The 17855-nt window shown below is 59.8% G+C and carries 14 protein-coding genes; 12 read left to right on the top strand and 2 right to left on the bottom strand.

The features are described 5' to 3' along the window. The first annotated feature begins 4 nt into the window (after positions 1-4). From ACQUTG_RS08020 to ACQUTG_RS07980, 9 genes are all read left to right on the top strand, one after another. Positions 5-1183 carry a vWA domain-containing protein gene (locus ACQUTG_RS08020; RefSeq protein ID WP_428918900.1) on the top strand — a complete coding sequence of 393 codons (1179 nt, stop codon included), beginning with the start codon at positions 5-7 and terminating at the stop codon, positions 1181-1183. A gap of 491 nt (positions 1184-1674) precedes the next feature. Continuing rightward, positions 1675-3321, top strand: a complete 1647-nt coding sequence (locus tag ACQUTG_RS08015; protein WP_428918899.1) for a tetratricopeptide repeat protein — start codon at positions 1675-1677, stop codon at positions 3319-3321. Next, positions 3318-6134 (top strand): tetratricopeptide repeat protein, encoded by a 2817-nt coding sequence (locus ACQUTG_RS08010; RefSeq protein WP_428918898.1) that lies wholly within the window; start codon positions 3318-3320, stop codon positions 6132-6134. The genes ACQUTG_RS08015 and ACQUTG_RS08010 overlap by 4 nt, the downstream gene beginning before the upstream one ends. Then, the gene (locus ACQUTG_RS08005) at positions 6127-6603 is read left to right on the top strand and encodes a tetratricopeptide repeat protein (RefSeq protein WP_428918897.1); all 477 of its coding nucleotides are present in this window, start codon (positions 6127-6129) and stop codon (positions 6601-6603) included. The genes ACQUTG_RS08010 and ACQUTG_RS08005 overlap by 8 nt, the downstream gene beginning before the upstream one ends. Beyond that, positions 6600-6932, top strand: coding sequence for a hypothetical protein (locus ACQUTG_RS08000; RefSeq protein ID WP_428918896.1), 333 nt, complete (start codon positions 6600-6602; stop codon positions 6930-6932). Before ACQUTG_RS08005 ends, ACQUTG_RS08000 begins: the two co-directional genes overlap by 4 nt. 27 nt (positions 6933-6959) lie before the next feature. Beyond that, positions 6960-7616, top strand: coding sequence for a MotA/TolQ/ExbB proton channel family protein (locus tag ACQUTG_RS07995; protein WP_428918895.1), 657 nt, complete (start codon positions 6960-6962; stop codon positions 7614-7616). Positions 7617-7659: 43 nt separating this feature from the next. Then, positions 7660-8190, top strand: a complete 531-nt coding sequence (locus tag ACQUTG_RS07990) for an ExbD/TolR family protein (protein ID WP_428918894.1) — start codon at positions 7660-7662, stop codon at positions 8188-8190. Beyond that, positions 8187-8675 (top strand): ExbD/TolR family protein, encoded by a 489-nt coding sequence (locus ACQUTG_RS07985; RefSeq protein WP_428918893.1) that lies wholly within the window; start codon positions 8187-8189, stop codon positions 8673-8675. Before ACQUTG_RS07990 ends, ACQUTG_RS07985 begins: the two co-directional genes overlap by 4 nt. After that, on the top strand, positions 8668-9756 hold the full coding sequence (locus tag ACQUTG_RS07980; RefSeq protein ID WP_428918892.1) for an AgmX/PglI C-terminal domain-containing protein: 1089 nt from the start codon (positions 8668-8670) through the stop codon (positions 9754-9756). Before ACQUTG_RS07985 ends, ACQUTG_RS07980 begins: the two co-directional genes overlap by 8 nt. Positions 9757-9801: 45 nt before the next feature. Here the strand turns inward: ACQUTG_RS07980 and ACQUTG_RS07975 are convergent, their stop codons facing one another. Beyond that, a complete protein-coding gene (locus tag ACQUTG_RS07975) occupies positions 9802-10287 on the bottom strand; it encodes a MaoC/PaaZ C-terminal domain-containing protein (RefSeq protein WP_113863723.1) in 486 nt (161 codons plus the stop codon). Positions 10288-10474: 187 nt separating this feature from the next. On the opposite strand from ACQUTG_RS07975, the gene ACQUTG_RS07970 reads away from it, so the two are divergent. The 3 genes from ACQUTG_RS07970 to ACQUTG_RS07960 all read left to right on the top strand — a co-directional run bounded on the left by ACQUTG_RS07970 (position 10475) and on the right by ACQUTG_RS07960 (position 17431). Then, a complete protein-coding gene (locus ACQUTG_RS07970; RefSeq protein ID WP_428918891.1) occupies positions 10475-12148 on the top strand; it encodes a long-chain fatty acid--CoA ligase in 1674 nt (557 codons plus the stop codon). Between the two features lie 193 nt (positions 12149-12341). Continuing rightward, positions 12342-16205 (top strand): ATP-dependent RNA helicase HrpA, encoded by a 3864-nt coding sequence (gene hrpA / locus ACQUTG_RS07965; RefSeq protein WP_428919259.1) that lies wholly within the window; start codon positions 12342-12344, stop codon positions 16203-16205. Positions 16206-16309: 104 nt separating this feature from the next. Next, complete coding sequence (locus ACQUTG_RS07960; protein ID WP_428918890.1) at positions 16310-17431, top strand: beta-ketoacyl-ACP synthase III; 1122 nt, start codon at positions 16310-16312, stop codon at positions 17429-17431. Between the two features lie 9 nt (positions 17432-17440). Here ACQUTG_RS07960 and ACQUTG_RS07955 read toward each other — a convergent pair whose 3' ends face one another. Next, positions 17441-17848, bottom strand: coding sequence for an acyl-CoA thioesterase (locus tag ACQUTG_RS07955; protein WP_428918889.1), 408 nt, complete (start codon positions 17846-17848; stop codon positions 17441-17443). Between the last annotated feature and the right edge of the window lie 7 nt (positions 17849-17855).

Below are 17855 nucleotides of genomic sequence, written 5' to 3'. Positions count from 1 at the left end.
CTTTATGTTGATTGATTTCTTTCTCGAAGTGCGGCGGGCCAAGGTTCCCGCGAGCCTGCGCGAATTCCTCGATCTGCTGGAGGCCCTGCAGAACCGCCTGGCCTTCGCCGACATGGAGGAGTTCTATTACCTGGCGCGCCTGTGCCTGGTGAAGGACGAGCGCCACTTCGACAAGTTCGATCGTGCCTTCCAGGCTTATTTCGAAGGCATCCAGAACCTGGATGACCTGCTGGAAGCCCTGATTCCCGACGATTGGCTCCGGGCAGAGTTCGAGAAGCACCTCAGCGATGAGGAGAAGGCAAAGATCGACTCCCTGGGTGGCCTGGAGGAGCTGATCGAAACCTTCAAGAAGCGCATGGAAGAGCAGCAGGAGCGCCACGCCGGGGGCAACAAGTGGATCGGTACCGGCGGCACATCGCCCTTCGGTGCCAACGGGTACAACCCGGAAGGCTTCCGCATCGGTCAGAAGAACGGTCGCCAGGGGCGGGCGGTCAAGGTCTGGGAAAAGCGGGAATTCCGGGACCTGGATGACAGCATCACCCTGGGTATCCGCAACATCAAGGTGGCCCTGCGCCGGTTGCGTAAATTCGCTCGTCAGGGCGCGGCCGATCAGCTGGATATGGACGATACCATCCGTTCCACCGCCCGCAATGCCGGTTATCTCGACCTCAAGATGGTTCCCGAGCGCCACAATGCGGTGAAGGTACTGATCTTCTTTGACGTGGGCGGCTCCATGGACCCGCACATCCGTGTCTGTGAAGAGCTGTTCTCGGCGGCCCGGCTCGAGTTCAAGCACATGGAGTATTTCTATTTCCACAACTTCATTTATGAAAATGTGTGGAAGAACAATGTCCGGCGCATGAACGAGACCACCAGCACCTGGGATATCCTCCACAAGTACACGCCGGACTACAAAGTTATCTTTGTCGGCGATGCCACTATGGCGCCCTATGAAATCTCCCATCCCGGTGGTTCCATCGAACACTGGAACGAGGAGGCCGGTGCCACCTGGTTCCAGCGCGTGACCGATCACTTCCGCAAGGTGGTCTGGCTCAACCCGCTCCCGGAGAGTTACTGGGGCACGGGTGGCTCGCTGGGCATGACCCGGCAGCTGGTGAATGATCACATGTATCCGTTGACCATTGACGGCCTTGAGTCGGCGATGAGACAACTCAGCAAGTGAAAACGGGTTCCGGTGTGAAAATGGGGTCAGATGAAAGCTTTCATCTGACCCCGACTTGGAAGACCTGCACTTGGCCTCGGCTCAGACTCTGGGGTCTGAAGAAAACCTTCTTCTGACCCCAACTTAAAAAAAAGCCGATGCGGTTGAGGGCATCGGCAAAAGCTCGGCATATTTAGCGGGTTTACCTGGCCGGCACTCCCGCCCTCGTAGTTAACGCAACTGCCAGGCCATCTCAAAAAAACATCCTTAAAAACAACCAGGTAATAATGCCAGGTCGGTCTCTCGATACCGTCTTACCGGTTCTTCCCCCTCGTTTCTGTCAAAAAAACCGACATTTCCTGTTTTCGATTTGGTGATCTGGATACCGTTCTTGTCAGTTACCAGGTGTTACGCTTCCTGTCACTTTGTAACGGAATATTGCCGGAATTGTACGGGGCAGGAGAGGTATGTTCGGCTCACAAGAATCACACGGACGCCGACGGAATAGCTGGTTGAGCGACGCCTTCATCAGGCTGGTGGTGCTGTTTTTCTGTAGCGGAACCGCCGCCTCAGCCCTGGATGACGACATTGCCGAATTCACGGAGGATGCTGACCGACACTCCGCAAACATCCAGGCTCTCGAACGCAATCAACTTCGACCGCTCGGTACCCGGCTGGCAGTTTTCCTGACACTTGATTCCGCCGGCGGCTTCGATCTGGACTCGCTTGACCTGTTTGTCGATGGCCGGCCGGTTGTCTCGAAGCTTTACGCCCTGGAGGAGCAGTCCGCCCTTAACGTAGATGTCGCACATCACCTTTATGTTGGGCATCTTGCGAATGGCGACCACAAACTGAAGGTGGTCGTTACTGCCCGATCGGCGGACGGGGATTTTGTCCGGCGAGAGGCTACCCACCTGTTTGGTAAGCGGTCCAGGGCTCTTGCCGTTCGGCTCCACCTGAGCGCCAGTGCACCGGAATTTGAACCAAGGGTCTCCTTTGTCGAAAAGCCGTTTTCCGGGGAGGAAATTGCTCTCGATGTTCCGGGCGTCAACCACACGCCAGAACGCGAAAGCCCGTCCTCCAAAGCCGAGGCGCATCGCGAAGCCCGGTTCGAACTGGCGGAGAGTCACCGAAGGGCGGGCAGGCTCCAGAAGGCCGGAGAAATCCTCGCGGCCATGCCGGAGGGGTATTGGTCGGCAGCGGGATACCTGAACCTCGCCAGTAATTTCGCAAGAGAGGATCTCGATCCGTCCAGGGCACTGGTGGCCCTGAGAGTGGCGATGGCCATGGCGAAGGCCGAGGATGGCAACGAACGCAGTCGGCACCTGCATGATCAGGCTCTGCTACGGGCGGGTTACCTTGCCTATCGCAACGGTGAATTCGAAAAGGCGATCGGCTTTCTTGAATCGGTCTCGCTCGATAGCCCCAGCACCCCGCTGGCACTTTACTTTCACGGGCTGGCACTGACCGAGCGGGGCAACCACCGGGCCGCCATGCAGAGCTGGCATCGGGCCCGGAAGTTTCCATTGGCCTATCCCGGCGTTGCCGAAGCCTGGATTGGAATGGGTCGGGGCTATGACCTTGCCGGTTATCTTGGTCAGGCCGGAGAGGCCTATCTCGCAGCCAATGCAGCCTACGAGAGTGAGCGGGTTGTGTTGCGGTCCCTCACGAACCAGATACGCGGCGAGGGTGCCTATCAGGCCCTGGTCGCCAATGCCAGGGCTTCCGATCTCGAATGGTTCCTGGCTGACAGCCGTTCCATGCAGCAGCCCAGACAGGCTTATTTGCTGGAGTTTTTGAAACAGCCTGCGGCGCAGCAAGCTGTTGGTCGGGTTGCTGCGCTGGTTGCGCTGGAGAAACGGCTGACAACTCATTCCCACGATCTTGGGGTGTTTGCTGGTGCGTTGAAGTCGGCTTCGGATTCGGCTCCGGAGTCCGCGGCAAGCAAGGTGACTCAGCTCCAGCGGTCGAATGACCGTTACCTGGAGCGTCTGACGGATCTGCGAAATACCGCCGAGGACGAGCTCGACAAACAGGTGTTGGCCTTCCTTGATCGCCAGGACCAGCGGATGGTTTTTGCGCTGAACAAGACCGAGCAACAGATTGCTCACCTGTACGAGTATCTGGCTCTGGAAAGCCTGGGAGGGAGGGCCCAATGAACTTGCCTTACCGCCTGCTTTCCCTGCTGTTCCTGGTCTTTGTGCTCGCAGGGCCTGTTGCAGCCCAGGAAAGCTTCCGTGTGGAGCTGGGCCGCGATGGCAAAACCATCGGTGACATGCGGCCGGTGTTCCTGAAGTTCGAAAGCCGGCCGCTGCCCGCCATTTCTCCCGCGGAAGTGGCCCGCCGTTACCAGCGATTGTTCGAAAACTCCGACGAGCCGGAAGTTCGTGTGGATGCCCTGAATCGATTGACCAATATCCGGGATCGCTCGGGCCAGGAAGTGGGCTATTCGCCCGAGCAGGAGCCGGCAATCTACGAGGAAGTCCTGGGCAGCTACGAGTCCATTCTTGCCCGAGGTTCTTTTTCCGGGCGTCTTGATGAACTGCTCTACCAGATGGCCAAGGCTCACGCGCTGACCGGTCAGGCTGGAGAATCCATTGACCGCCTGGAACAGCTGGTCGGGCTTTATCCGAAGTCGTCCTTTGTGCCGGAAGCAAGATTCCGCATTGCGGAGGCAGCCTTTAGCAGCGGCCAGTTCGCAGAAGCCGAAGCCGGCTACCGCGCATTGCTTGAAGGCGAGGGCGGCAAGGCTCTTAAAGCCAAGGCCCGATACATGCTTGGCTGGAGCCAGTTCAAGCAAGGGGAGCTTGCCTGGGACAGGGCCGCGGGTACTTTCCATACTGTCCTGGACGGGTTCTTGCCGACTATCAAGAGCATCCGGCAGGTACCGGAATCCTCCGTGGAGACGATTGACGATACCTTGCGGGTATTGGCTTTGATGGCCTCCCGCACTCAAGGGTTGGACACCCTGAGCCAGTGGTTTGATTCAGGCTCTATCCGCCCCTGGGAACCGCTGGTCTTTGACCGGCTGGCCGATTTGTACGCGATTACGGGGAAGTACGAAGCCAGCGTGGCCGTAAACGAGGCTTTTTATCGTCGATACCCGCAACACGTCACGAGCCCCAGCTTCCTTGCACAGGTTGTTGAGGTCTGGCAGATCGCGGGTGACGACGGCAAAGTGCGCCAGGGCAGGTCCGGATATGTTGCTGCCAATCGGTCGGATACTGCTTTCTCCCGCCTGCAAGCGCGGGAGCAGTCACGCTGGCGCCGGTACGCCCGCTGGCTCGCCGATACCAGCTACGAGGCGGCAACCGGACTTTCCGATAGCGGCAAGGTTGAAGCGTCCCTCCCGCTATTTGCCGAGGCCGCGGGTTATTACGAAATGCTGGCGCCACGGGCAGCGAACGCGGGGCCGGTGTGGCGTCTGGCCGGCGATGCGCGCCTTCAGGCCCGACAGCACCTTGAGGCACTGGCGAACTTCAGGACGGCGGCCTACCAAACCAGTAACTATAGTGAAGCCGCCGACGCAGGCTGGGCGGCGGTCGTTTTGCAACGGGACCTGGTGATAAGCGGGGCCGACTCTGGATTGGAGGAATTGGCTAGCGAAATCGACCAGTTTGCCTCCACCTTCGAGACAGATGCGCGAGTGCCAGGTGCCCAGGCTGACCTCGCGTCCCAATGGCTGGACGCCCGCAACTATAGACGGGCCGCAGCGTATGCCGGTGCGGTTCTGAAGCGCGGCGAAGCCGCCACCAAAGAGCGGTACACGGCATGGTTGATTACAGCGCGAGTTCGCCAGGCCCGGAAAGAGTTCGGCCTGGCGGAACGGGCCTGGCGGCAGACCCTGAGGCTGATTGATTCCAGTGAACCTGATGTTCTGCCGCCAGATGATCGGGATCTGATCCTGAAACAACTGGCGACTGTCGTTTATCGCCAGGGCGAGAGGGCGGCTGATACCGGCAAAGTTGCAGAAGCCGTGGCCCATTTCCGGCGGGTGGGACAGGTCCTGCCGGACGCGGAGATTGCCATTCGGAGCCGCTTTGATGCCGCCAACACATTGTTGAAAGCGGCGGAGTGGCAGTCGGCGGTGAATGAGTTGCAGTGGTTCCGGCGCAGTTACCCGGACCATAACCTGGCGCGGGGGATTGGCGGGAAACTGGTGTATGCCTACCGCCAATCCGGCCAGCCGGGCCGGGCGGCCGATGAGCTGCTCACACTGGCCTCTGGCCAGGCCGATCCCTGGCCGGACAAACTGCGCGCGGCAGCCCTTTACCACGAGGCCGGCAATACCGGCCAACGGGATAAGCTCTACGCTGAGTACCTTGCCACCGGGCCGGTTCCGGCCAGTGCCGAGGATCACATCCAGCTCCAGACCATGCGCCAACGGGTAATGGCTTCGGCCAGTGATCCGGATAAGGTTCGGGCCACTATCGTGGAGGCAGAACTGGCCAGTGACTGGCACTCACCCGAGACACTCCAGTGGAGTGCCGCCAGTGCAATCGTTCTGGGCGCCCGTGCGGCGGCGGCCTTCGCCGACATTCCTCTGAATCATCCGCTTGCCGAGTCCCTTGATCGCAAACAGGGTGCCCTTGAATCCGCGCGGGCCCGGTTTGCCCAGGCGGAGCGATTCGGTGGTGAAGCGGTGCTTTCCGAAATCCTTTTCCGCCGTGCCGAGCTTTATCGCGAGCTGGCTCAGGACCTGATGGCCTCGGCGGTGCCGGCGGAGCTAAACGAGATGGAAGCGATGCAGTACCAGATGCTGCTTGAAGAGGAAGCCTATCCCTTTGAGGAGAAGGCCTTGGATCTGCATGCCGAAAACCATGGGCGCATTGCGGAGACCGGCTATGACGAGTGGATTGGTCAAAGCCTGAAGGTGCTGGCCCGGCTGCACCCGGGGCGCTACGAACGCTCAATGCGCTGGATGAGCGGAAACACCCCGGAAGCAAATACCGAAGGGGGCGATGATGTCTGATTTTCGCCTATACCGGTTGCTTGGTGTGCTTGGCGTTCTCTGGTTGTCTGGCTGCGCGGGTCCGGCCGTGGAGCAGCAGGCAGCCGAACCGGAAATCAATCCCGTACTGGCCGCCGAGCACGCCAGGCGAGCAATGAATGCCTGGGAACAGGGTGACCGGGGGGCAGCCGTTGAGGCCTGGCGCCAGGCCCTGGCCCTCAACCCTGAGGACCCGGTGGCGGTGAACAATCTGGCCCTGGCGCTGAAAGAACAGCACCGGTTCGCCGAGGCGGCCGAGCTGCTCGTGCGGGGTGTCGCCAGCTCCCCCGGGGTAGCCCAGTTGCACTACAACCTGGCAGTCATCTCGGAACTCTATCTGTTGGAGCTGGACAAGGCGCTGACCCACTACCGGGCCTATCAGGACCTGGCCGGTGAGGAAGATGCCGAAGTGGACGGGTGGATTGCGGATCTTGAAAGGAGGCTCCAGTGATAAACCGGATTACCGATCTGGCCAAACCCCCGGTCCTGCTAATTGCGTTCGCCGCCACTGCTCTCGCCGGGGAAAATACAACGCCGGAGAGCGCGCGCGCAACCCTGGAGATTGCCGGTATATCTGCCACCACCGGCGAGGATGAACCCCGAATTCTTTTCATTCTGCCCTGGCAACCGCCGAGCCTGCCTCGCAGGCCCCGGGCAGAACTCGAAGACCGGGCCCCGGAACTGGAGCAGCCGCTGGATCCCATGGCGGTGGAGCGCCATCGCAGGTTCCGGAATACCCTGGATCCCATGACCCTGGACCCACAAGGCATTCGGCCTTAACCGAGCAGTAAAAACGGGAGAACAACAATGCTGGAAACAATCGTTCGTTTTTTTCAGGAAGGCGGCCCCTTCATGTACCCGATTGCGGTGGTACTGGCTCTCGGGCTGGCAATCACCCTTGAGCGCTTCATCTTTCTGGCCTCGGTGGGGCGAAAGAACCGTGTCACGTTCGAGAGGGCCATCCTGCCGCTGTTACAGAAACGGGATTACCAGCGGGCGATGAAGGCTGCGAGCCACTCCAACAGTGCGATCGGCTCGATCATGGGGGCAGGCCTTGGTCGCCTCGTCAGCAACAGTCGCCGGGAGGACATCGAGTACGCTATGGAGGAAGGACTGATGGAAGTGCTGCCCAGGCTGGAAAAGCGCACTCAGTACCTCGCCACCCTGGCAAACATCGCGACTCTGCTGGGACTGTTGGGCACCATTATCGGCCTCATTTCCGCGTTCACGGCGGTTGCTGCCGCCGATCCGGCGCAGAAGGCCAGCCTGCTCTCCGAGAGTATCTCCGTTGCCATGAACACCACGGCTTTTGGTCTGATGTCGGCGATTCCGCTGCTGATGTTCCACGCCCTGCTGCAGACCCGCACCAATGAAATCGTGGACAGCTTCGAGATGGCGGGGGTCAAGCTGCTGAACCTGGTCTCCGAGCCGACACCGACCGGCACCAGCGGCGCGGCAGCGTGAAGCCGGCAGCGGTCCCGCAACAGCACTGCGGAGGGAATGGATCATGAGACGTCGACATCGCCGGATGACGAACTCTCCGGAACTGGATATTACCGCGTTCTTGAACCTGATGATTGTGCTCGTCCCCGTGTTGCTGCTCGGTATGGTGTTCAGCCAGGTACGCATGATTGAGCTGAATTTTCCCGGGCAGCAAGAGGGGGAGCCGCTTGAGTCGGAGCAGCTTGACCTCGTGGTTACCCTGATTCCGGGGGGGATCGAAGTGGCGGATTCCGAGCGTGGTCTGCTCCGGGTCTTGCCTGCGACCGACGGCAAGCAAAATTTCGATGGTTTGAGAAACCTGCTTCGGAGGATCAAAGCCCGGGTGCCGGATAAGACCGACCTGATTCTGGAGGTGGGCGCTGATATCGATTACCAGACCCTGATCACCACCATGGACACGGTTCGTTCCTATCCCGCCGTAGTGGCCGCAAGCGTTGTGGAGGGCGAACTGTTTCCCGATATTTCGCTGATGGACGCGCCGGAGGACCGGGTGTTGGCTGATCTGGCTGCGCCGGCGGCCGGGGAGGGCGCATGAAAAGCTCTCATCGCTCCCGTCGGCTGCGCCGTCACTATGGCCGGATGCACAAGGCCGGTGGCCTGAACCTGGTGTCGCTGATGGATATCTTCACCATCCTCGTGTTTTTCCTGATGGTGAATTCGTCCGATGTGAAAGTGATGCAGAATTCCACGAATGTACCTCTACCACTTTCCACTGCCGAGCAGCAGGCTGTCGAGAATCTGACCGTCGAGGTCAGCGGACGGTCAATTCTGGTTCAGGGCCGGGAAGTGGCTCGGCTGGACGGCATCGAGACGGGGGACCGTCATATCTCCGGTTTGTCCGAGGAACTGGCCTATCGCCGTGAACGCTTGCAGGACATTCCGGAACAGGGCCTGCCAATCACCATAATGGCTGGACGGGATACCGACTACCGCCTCCTGCGCAGGATCATGCAGACCTGCGTTGACCAGCAGTTCCGCCAGGTAAGGCTGGCGGTGGAGCCGGAGGTGCGCAATGGCTGACCTTGCCGTGCTGCAGGATTGGCAGACCCCGCGCCTGCCATGGTCCAGGGCGCCGGGTGAGCGGGGGCGATTTGCGGGGATACTGGTTCTGACCGTGCTGGTTTTCCTGCCGCCGGCGCTGTTGATTCCGACAATGGAGTTGTCGGAGCGGGAGCGGGCGGAGGTGGAGGAGGTGCCGGCGCGGCTTGCGAGGTTGGTGGCGGCGCCGGAGGTGAAGAAGGGGTCAGAAGAACAAGTTCTTCAGACCCCGGAGTTGGAGCAGCCCGCCGAGCTGGAAAAGGGGTCTGATGAAAGCCTTCATCTGACCCCAACTTCACCTTCACCCCCCGAGGTTGCCGACGTGAAAAAGGGGTCAGATGAACAAGTTCATCAGACCCCTGAGTTGGAGCAGCCTCCCGAGTTGGCAAAGGGGTCTGATGAAAGCCTTCATCTGACCCCAACTTCACCCGTACCCCCCAAGGTTCAAACAGGGCAAACCGCCGAGCAGGCCCGCGAAACCGCTTCGCGCTCGGGCCTGCTGGCCATGAAGGACCGGCTGTCTTCACTCCGGGAATCTCCGTCGAAGCCGGCTGCGGCTATCGCAGCCAACGTGGGATCGGCGTCCCGATCAGAATCACCAGAGCCTGCCCCGTCGGAAGTCCTGAAAGGCAGCGGAGGCGTCGAGACTGGAGAAAACCCGGCAGCCGAAGTCGCGGTCGCTGATCACCAGGTCAAAAAAGTCGAGCCCAGGACCGAACCGGCGGCACAAACCGTAGCCCGGGCCAGTAGCGCTGCCGCGAAGCCCTCCGCGGGGGAGCGGGCCATGAGCAACATCCGCAAGGTGTTCGATGCCCAGAAAACCGCACTTTACTCCCTGTATAAGCGGGAGTTACGCCAGGACCCGACCCTGGAAGGCAAGGTTTTGCTGGAGCTGGTGATCGAGCCGGACGGGTCGGTGTCGGCCTGCGAGGTGGTGAGTTCGGAGTTGGAAAATCCGACCCTGGAGCAGCGTATCGCCATGCGGGTACGCATGTTCAATTTTGGCGCGGACAGTGTCGAGCGGCGCAAGGTGCGGTTTCCGGTGGATTTCCTGCCGGGCTGAGTCCCGGCAGGAGCCCTGGTTCGCCGCAGCGGGCAGGGCGCCCGTTTAGCGGTCGATGGTGATCTCGGGCAGGTTCGGCTTGTTCAGCTTCACCTTGTCTTTCGGAGCTATGACTTTGGCTTCGCCGACAACCACCTGCTGGTCGTTCTGGTTGCGCACATCGCACTCCACTACGACCCGGTTTTTTGGCTCCTTTCGCAGTACTTTCAGCTTTACCGTGATAGTGTCATCCAGCTTTACCGGCCGCTTGAAGGCGAGGTTCTGTTCCAGGTAGATGGTTCCGGGGCCCGGCATTACCGTGGCCAGTGCGGCCGAGACCAGGGAACCGCTCCACATGCCGTGGGCAATACGTTCCTTGAACATGGTATTGGCCGCAAATTCGGCGTCCAGGTGTACCGGATTCACATCACCTGAAACCGCGGCGAAGAGGTACAGGTCGTCCTCAGTGAGAGTCCGGGTGAACGTGGCGGTATCGCCCTCATTGAGTTCGTCGTAGGTGACGTTTTCCAGCGTATCCAGGGTATCGTTCATGGTGTGCTCCGCACGTTATTGAAAGCAAAACAGTTGTTGGGTGTGATGCCTGAAACCTACCTCATCGATTACAAAACTGCTATTCTCTGTCCACTTTTTTTCGGCTGATACTTTTGTCGGGTTGATTTTTTAATCAGTCAGACATTAGTCGACCATTACAATCAGAAGCGCCAAACAGGAGATGGTGATGGATTTTGAGCAGTTTTATCAGGACAAATACCCCGCCGGCGTGCCGCGAGAGGTAGACCTGGATAAATACCAGAGCATGGTGGATGTGTTCGAACAGGCGGTAAAGAAATACGCGGACCGCCCCGCATTCAGTGCTGTTGGCGCAACTCTCACTTACCGTGACCTCGACACCCAAAGCCGTAATTTCGCAGCCTGGCTGCAAAACAAGACTGACCTGAAGCCCGGGGACCGGATCGCTGTCCAGTTGCCGAACCTTCCCCAGTACCCTGTGGTGGTTTTCGGCGCGATGCGTGCCGGACTGATTGTCGTCAACACCAACCCGCTCTACACCCAGCGGGAAATGGAACACCAGTTCAACGACTCCGGCGCCAAGGCACTGGTGGTGCTGGCCAATATGGCAGACAACGCCGAAAAGGTGGTGCCCCAGACCGGCATCGAGCATGTCATCATTACCGAAATTGCCGACATGAACTCGCCGATCAAGCGCACCCTGATGAATGCGGTGGTCAAGCACGTCAAGAAGATGGTGCCCACCTTCAACATTCCCGGTGCCCACAAGCTCCCGGCGGTTCTGGGTGCTGGCGCCCGTGAAAAGTTCACCCCGGTTGAGACCAGGAAGGACGATATCGCGGTTCTGCAATACACCGGCGGCACCACCGGTGTGGCCAAAGGGGCCATGTTGACCCACAGCAATCTGGTCGCCAACCTGCTTCAGGTCCGTCCGATGATGGAAGACACCGTGGAAGAGGGCAAGGAAGTGGTTATCGCGCCCCTGCCGCTGTACCACATTTATTCCTTCACCCTGAACTGCGGCATCATGCTGGAAGCTGGTGCGCACAACGTCCTGATCCCGAATCCGAGGGATATCCCGGGCTTTGTGAAAGAACTGAAGAACCACAGGTTCACCGCCTTCCTGGGTCTGAACACCCTGTTCGTCGCCCTGTGCAACAACGAGGATTTCCAGGATCTGGACTTCAGCGCCCTGAAGCTCACATCCTCCGGCGGTATGGCCCTGACCAGCGACACTGCAAAGATGTGGCAACGGGTGACCGGTTGTGAGATCTCCGAGGGTTACGGGATGACCGAGACCTCCCCGGTGGTCACATTCAACCCCAACAGCGCCATCCAGATCGGCACCATCGGTTTGCCGATTCCCTCCACCATCGTCAAGACCATCGACGATGACGGCAACGAGACGCCGCTTGGCGAACCTGGTGAGCTGTGTGTCAAAGGTCCCCAGGTGATGCGCGGCTACTGGCAGCGCCCGGAGGATACCCAGAAGTCTTTCACCGAGGACGGTTTCCTGAAGACCGGGGATATTGCCCTGATCCAGGAAGACGGCTACATCCGCATCGTTGACCGCAAGAAGGACATGATCATCGTGTCCGGCTTCAATGTGTTCCCGAACGAGGTGGAAGATGTGGTTAGCGCCCATCCGAAAGTGGTTGAGTGTGCGGCCGTCGGCATTCCGGATGCCAAGAGCGGTGAGGCGGTCAAGGTCTATCTTGTGCCGACTGCCGAGGGCGTCAGCGAGAACGAACTGAAAGAGTTCTGTCGTGAACGCCTGACCGCATACAAGGTACCCAAGCACTTCGAGTTCCGCGACGAGCTGCCCAAGACCAACGTGGGCAAGATCCTGCGTCGCGAACTGCGGGATGAAGCCAGCAAGTAATCCCGTTGGTGCCCTGAAGACCCCGCTCCGGCGGGGTTTTTCTTTTTTAAGCCAGCGACTTTCCGCTAGACTGTGCCGTTCGAATCAACCCGACTGAGTTTGACACCGGTTCCTCTTTTCAATGCCAAAGACCACATCAGACAGCCCCATAACGTCGTCCACGCGCCCCGACTCCCAGGCGGTCGTCAAGGCCATGATGGAGCAACTGGACGCCTGCAATCAGCAGGAGGCCGCCCGCATCGTCAAGACCGTAGCCCGAACGAAGGGCAAGCCGGGCCAGAAGGATCTGGAAAAAATGGCGGGCTGGCTGGAGCGGGGGCTGGAGAAGGTCCGGCAACGCCAGGCCCTGCATAAACCGGCAAGCTTTCCCGAAGCCTTGCCGGTGTCCGATCGGGTCGATGACATCCGGGAGGCCATCGAACAGAATCAGGTGGTGATCATTGCCGGTGAGACCGGTTCGGGGAAAACCACCCAGATTCCGAAGATCTGCATGAACAGTGGTCGCGGCATCCGGGGACTGGTGGGCCATACCCAGCCCCGCCGAATTGCCGCCCGGAGCGTGGCGGCCCGGATCGCCGAGGAGCTGGGTGAGCAGGTCGGGCAGCAGATCGGTTACCAGGTCCGGTTCACGGACCAGACGTCGGAGCAGTCCCGGGTCAAGGTCATGACCGACGGTATCCTGCTGGCTGAAATCCAGCACGACCGCTTCCTGGATCGCTATGACACCCTGATCATCGATGAGGCCCATGAGCGCAGCCTCAATATCGATTTTCTGCTCGGCTACCTCAGGCAGTTGCTGCCCAAACGGCCGGACCTCAAGATCATCATTACCTCAGCCACCATCGAAGTGGAACGGTTCAGCGAATTTTTCGATCAGGCACCGGTAATCGAGGTCAGCGGCCGCACCTACCCGGTGGACATCCGCTATCGGCCCCTGACCGGTGACGAGGATGACCGGGACCAGAGCTGGACCGATGGTGTGCTGGATGCACTGGGGGAAATCGAGGACCACGAACGCAGCGAAAAACAGCCTCCCGGGGATGTCCTGGTATTCCTGCCTGGCGAGCGGGAGATCCGCAGCCTGAGCAAGGTACTCCGCCATGTGGATCTTAAACACACCGAGGTACTGCCACTGTACTCCCGCCTGAGCAACCAGGAACAGAACCGGGTATTCCAGTCCCACCGGGGCCGGCGCATCGTTCTGTCCACCAACGTCGCAGAAACCTCGCTCACAGTGCCCGGCATCCGCTACGTCATCGATACCGGGGTGGCCCGGATCAGCCGGTACAGCGTGCGTTCAAAGATCCAGCGCCTGCCCATCGAACCGGTGTCCCAGGCCAGTGCCAACCAGCGGGCCGGCCGTTGTGGCCGGGTGGCGCCGGGCATCTGCTTCCGGTTGTACGATGAGACTGATTTCATCAACCGGCCGGAGTATACAGACCCGGAAATCCTGCGGACCAACCTGGCCTCCGTCATCCTGCAGATGGCCACGTCCGGTCTGGGGGAGATCCGCAACTTCCCGTTCCTGGAAGCCCCCGACAAACGGCAGATCAACGACGGTTACAAGCTGCTGGAGGAGCTGAGTGCGGTTGATGACAAACGCCGGCTGACCAGGCTGGGTCGCACCATGGCCAAGCTTCCGTTGGATCCCCGTCTGGCGCGGATGCTGGTGACCGCGGCAGAGCAGGGCAGTCTGGCAGAGACTCTGGTGGTGATCGCCGGCCTCAGCATTCAGGATCCCCGGGAGCGCCCCCAGGACAAACAGCAGGCTGCAGACGAGGCGCATGCGCCGTTCAATGACAAGGAATCCGACTTTGCCACCCTGCTCAACATCTGGAACTGGTACGAAGAGCAGCGGCAGGAACTGTCCCAGAACCAGCTCAAGAAACTGTGCCAGAAGAATTTCCTGAGCTGGATGCGTATGCGGGAATGGCGGGATATCCATCGCCAGCTCACGCTGATCTGCCGTGAACAGAAGCTGGCGTTCAACAAGGAGCCAGCGAGTTACGATCCGATTCACAAGGCCATCCTGGCTGGCCTGTTGGGGCAGGTGGCGGTAAAACTGGAGAAAAAAGAGTATCTGGCCACGCGTAACCGCAAAGTGTGGATCTTTCCGGGATCCAAGGTCGCCAAGTCGGCCCCCAAGTGGATCGTGGCGGCGGAAATCGTCGAAACCAGTCGGGTCTTCGCCCGCATGGTGGCCGCCATCCAGCCGGAGTGGATCGAGCCCCTGGCGGGTCATGTGGTCAAGCACAACTATTTCGAGCCGCACTGGGAGCAGAAACGGGCCCAGGTGATGGGCTACGAGAAGGTGACCCTGTACGGGCTGGATGTGGTACCCCGGCGTCGCATTCCGTACGCCAAAGTGGACCCGGTCGAAAGCCGCAACCTGTTTATCCGCCGCGCCCTGGTGGAAGGGGATTACCGTTCAAAAGCTCCGTTTATCGCCCGCAACCGGGAGATGCTCGATACCGTCGAGAACCTGGAGAAGAAAACCCGACGTCGGGACCTGCTGGTGGATGACGAGGTACTGTTCGCGTTCTATGACGAGCGGCTACCCGGGGATATCGTCAGCGGCCGCCATTTCGAATCCTGGTGGAAAAATCTCTCCGCAGAGGAGCTCAGGAATCTGGAGCTCACCGAGGAGGACGTTCTGCAGCGCCCCCTGGATGCCGGCGCGGCCGAGCTTTACCCGGATTATCTGGAGTGGGAGGGCGTCAAATACCCGCTCAGCTATGAATTCGAGCCGACCAGCGAGCGGGATGGTGTCACCATGCAGGTGCCCCTGATGGCACTGAAGCAGATTCCGTCCCGGCGTCTGGAGTGGCTGGTGCCGGGTCTGCTCCGGGAAAAGTGCATTGCCCTGGTGAAGGGGCTGCCCAAGGCCCTGCGCCGCAATTTCGTGCCGGTACCGGATTTTGTCGATGCCGCCCTGGCCAACATGCAGCCTTCCAATGCACCGCTCACCCAGCAGCTGGGGGACGAACTGCGCCGCATGACCGGAGTGCGTATTGATCCGGAAGCCTGGTCCGAGACGGAGCTGCCCCGGCACCTGCGAATGAATCTGCGGGTCATGGGCGACAAGGGCAAGGTGCTGGCCGAGAGCCGCAAAACCGGTGAACTTCAGTCCCAGTTGGAAGGCAAGGCGGAAGAAGCACTGGCCTCGGTCAGCCGGGACAGCAAGCAGGACCAACCCTCGGGCGAATACACCGACTGGCAGTTTGGCGAATTGCCGCGCCAGGTCCAGACCGAGAAAGGCGGTATGCAGGTGACGGTGTACCCCGCGTTGGAGGATCTGGGCAGGACCGTCCGGCAGATACGCTGCCTGGACCGGCTGACAGCGGACGACACGACCAGGAAAGGTGTTGCACGGCTCATTGTAAACCGTTTCGGCAGTACCCTGAACGACCTGGAGCGGAAACTACCCCGATTCAAACAATCTGCCCTGATGTTCGCCCCGGTCGGACAAGCCCGGGTGTTACTGGATGACCTGCTGCTGTCCGCCGTGATCCAGCATTTTCTGGCCAACGGGTTACCCCGGTCGCAGGCCGACTTCGACCGTATATTCGATGCCCGGCGTGGAGACTTTATCCCCGCCCTGGAGGAAGCAGATCAGCGGCTGTACGAAGCCATGAGCGGTTACCAGAAGGTCGCCAGGCAGCTGAAGGGCAAAATCAACCTCGCGCTGGCCAACAGCATGGCAGACCTGAAATTCCAGCTGGAGAACCTCGTGTACCCCGGCTTCCTGGTGGCAACCCCGCCGGAATGGTTGGCGCGATTTGGCGTGTACTTTGAGGCCTGTCTGGTCCGGCTCGAGAAGATGCCCCGGGAAATGGGCAGGGAGCGGGAGTTCCTCCACACCATCGAACCCTTGTGGGCCCGCTATGCCGCCAAACGCGATGAGCAGCAGCGCCAGGGCATCCGGGATCCGGAGCTGGTGTTGTACCGGTGGATGCTTGAGGAGTTCCGGGTGTCGTTTTTCGCCCAGCAATTGGGTACTGCGATGACGGTTTCGGTAAAACGCCTCGACAAACAGTGGGAAAAAACACGGGTCTGAGGCTGGTAACGAAGCCTAACGGGAAATTCGGGATGACTGTGTTAGTATTTCCGACAGTGCATCATTCTGTCATCAAGTTTTCACTGTCTTGACGTGGGGTTAGCGTGATTAAAGCCGTCATTAGCGGAACTGGTCTGTACACACCGCCTGCAACAATTGATAACGATGAGCTGGTTGAAGCGTTCAACCAGTTCGTTGACCTTTATAACGACGAACATGCCGAGGAGATCGAGCGCGGTAACATTGCCCCGCTTCAGCACTCTTCGTCCGCGTTCATTGAGAAGGCGTCCGGTATCAAGCGCCGGCATGTGATCGACAAGGAAGGGATTCTCGACCCGCGTCGGATGACGCCCTACATCCCGGAGCGCAGCAACGACGAGCACTCGGTTCAGTGTGACATGGCGGTGGCCGCCTGCAACGAGGCACTGGAACAGGCCGGTAAAACCCCGGCGGATGTGGATGCGGTCATCGTCGCCTGCTCGAACATGCAGCGCGCCTACCCGGCGATCTCCATCGAAGTGCAGGAAGCCCTGGGCATCGACGGCTTCGCCTACGACATGAACGTGGCTTGTAGTTCCGCTACCTTTGGCCTGCAGGCTGCGGTCAATTCCGTGGAAAACGGCGCGGCCCGCTCTGTGCTGGTGGTCAGCCCCGAAATCTGCTCCGGCCACCTGAACTTCCGGGATCGGGACAGCCATTTCATCTTTGGTGACGCCTGCACCGCCATCCTGGTGGAGCGGGAGGAAAACACCAAAGAGGGGCAGGGGTTCGAGATCCTCGGTACCAGCCTGAAGACCAAGTTCTCCAATAACATCCGCAACAACTTCGGTTTCCTGAACCGTGCGGATGAATCAGGCATCGGCAAGGCGGACAAGCTCTTTGTCCAGGAAGGTCGCAAGGTGTTCAAGGAAGTATCGCCGATGGTGGCCCAGACAATTCAGAGCCACCTGCAAGCGCTGGACCTGTCACCGGAGAACCTGCGCCGGATGTGGCTGCACCAGGCCAACCTGAATATGAATCAGCTGATTGCCCGGAAGGTCCTGGGCAGGGACGCGACCGAAGAGGAAGCGCCGGTGATCCTGGATGAATACGCCAATACCAGTTCCGCCGGCTCGATCATTGCCTTCCACAAGTACAAGGGCGACCTGGAATCCGGCGACCTCGGGGTGATCTGCTCCTTCGGTGCCGGTTATTCCATCGGCAGCGTTGTGGTTCGCCGCCGTTGATCTGAAACCTTAACGGGCTGCCAGTTGCCTCAGGGTTTCTGGCAGCGTCGTTGAGGTTCGGGCGGTCCGGTCAAACCAGACCACTTTTGCGTAGCCCTCCGAATAGACCTCTCCGGTTTTTGCATCTTTTAACAAATAGTAAGTGTCCAGGCTGGTGTTTCCGGCCCTGTCGGCGTAGGTTTCCACTATTACCGAGGCAGGATGGGTCAATTCCTTCAGAAATGTAGCGCTGGTCTTTATAATGACGGGTCCGGTGGGCTCTTCCGGGCCTCCGACATTCAGGGACGAGAACCAGGTAATCCGGGCCTCCTCGAAGAAGCGGAAATAAACTGTATTGTTGGCGTGGCCGTATGCATCCATGTCGCCCCAGCGCAGGGGCGTTTCCAGGGTGCTGACAAGATTACCCGGTACTGACATCGGACTC

The organism is Marinobacter sp. DUT-1, assembly GCF_050379415.1.
Classification (GTDB): domain Bacteria; phylum Pseudomonadota; class Gammaproteobacteria; order Pseudomonadales; family Oleiphilaceae; genus Marinobacter.
Note: the sequence above shows the minus strand (reverse complement) of the source record. Positions and strands in the feature narration are given on the sequence as shown.

Excerpts from the sequence above, each read along its gene's own strand:
- ACQUTG_RS08020 (WP_428918900.1), top strand. The coding sequence starts at position 5 with ATGTTGATTGATTTCTTTCTCGAAGTGCGGCGGGCCAAGGTTCCCGCG.
- ACQUTG_RS07995 (WP_428918895.1), top strand. The coding sequence starts at position 6,960 with ATGCTGGAAACAATCGTTCGTTTTTTTCAGGAAGGCGGCCCCTTCATG.
- hrpA (WP_428919259.1), top strand. The coding sequence starts at position 12,342 with ATGATGGAGCAACTGGACGCCTGCAATCAGCAGGAGGCCGCCCGCATC.
- ACQUTG_RS07970 (WP_428918891.1), top strand. The coding sequence starts at position 10,475 with ATGGATTTTGAGCAGTTTTATCAGGACAAATACCCCGCCGGCGTGCCG.
- ACQUTG_RS08010 (WP_428918898.1), top strand. The coding sequence starts at position 3,318 with ATGAACTTGCCTTACCGCCTGCTTTCCCTGCTGTTCCTGGTCTTTGTG.
- ACQUTG_RS07975 (WP_113863723.1), bottom strand. The coding sequence starts at position 10,287 with ATGAACGATACCCTGGATACGCTGGAAAACGTCACCTACGACGAACTC.
- ACQUTG_RS07980 (WP_428918892.1), top strand. The coding sequence starts at position 8,668 with ATGGCTGACCTTGCCGTGCTGCAGGATTGGCAGACCCCGCGCCTGCCA.
- ACQUTG_RS08005 (WP_428918897.1), top strand. The coding sequence starts at position 6,127 with ATGTCTGATTTTCGCCTATACCGGTTGCTTGGTGTGCTTGGCGTTCTC.
- ACQUTG_RS07985 (WP_428918893.1), top strand. The coding sequence starts at position 8,187 with ATGAAAAGCTCTCATCGCTCCCGTCGGCTGCGCCGTCACTATGGCCGG.
- ACQUTG_RS07955 (WP_428918889.1), bottom strand. The coding sequence starts at position 17,848 with ATGTCAGTACCGGGTAATCTTGTCAGCACCCTGGAAACGCCCCTGCGC.
- ACQUTG_RS07990 (WP_428918894.1), top strand. The coding sequence starts at position 7,660 with ATGAGACGTCGACATCGCCGGATGACGAACTCTCCGGAACTGGATATT.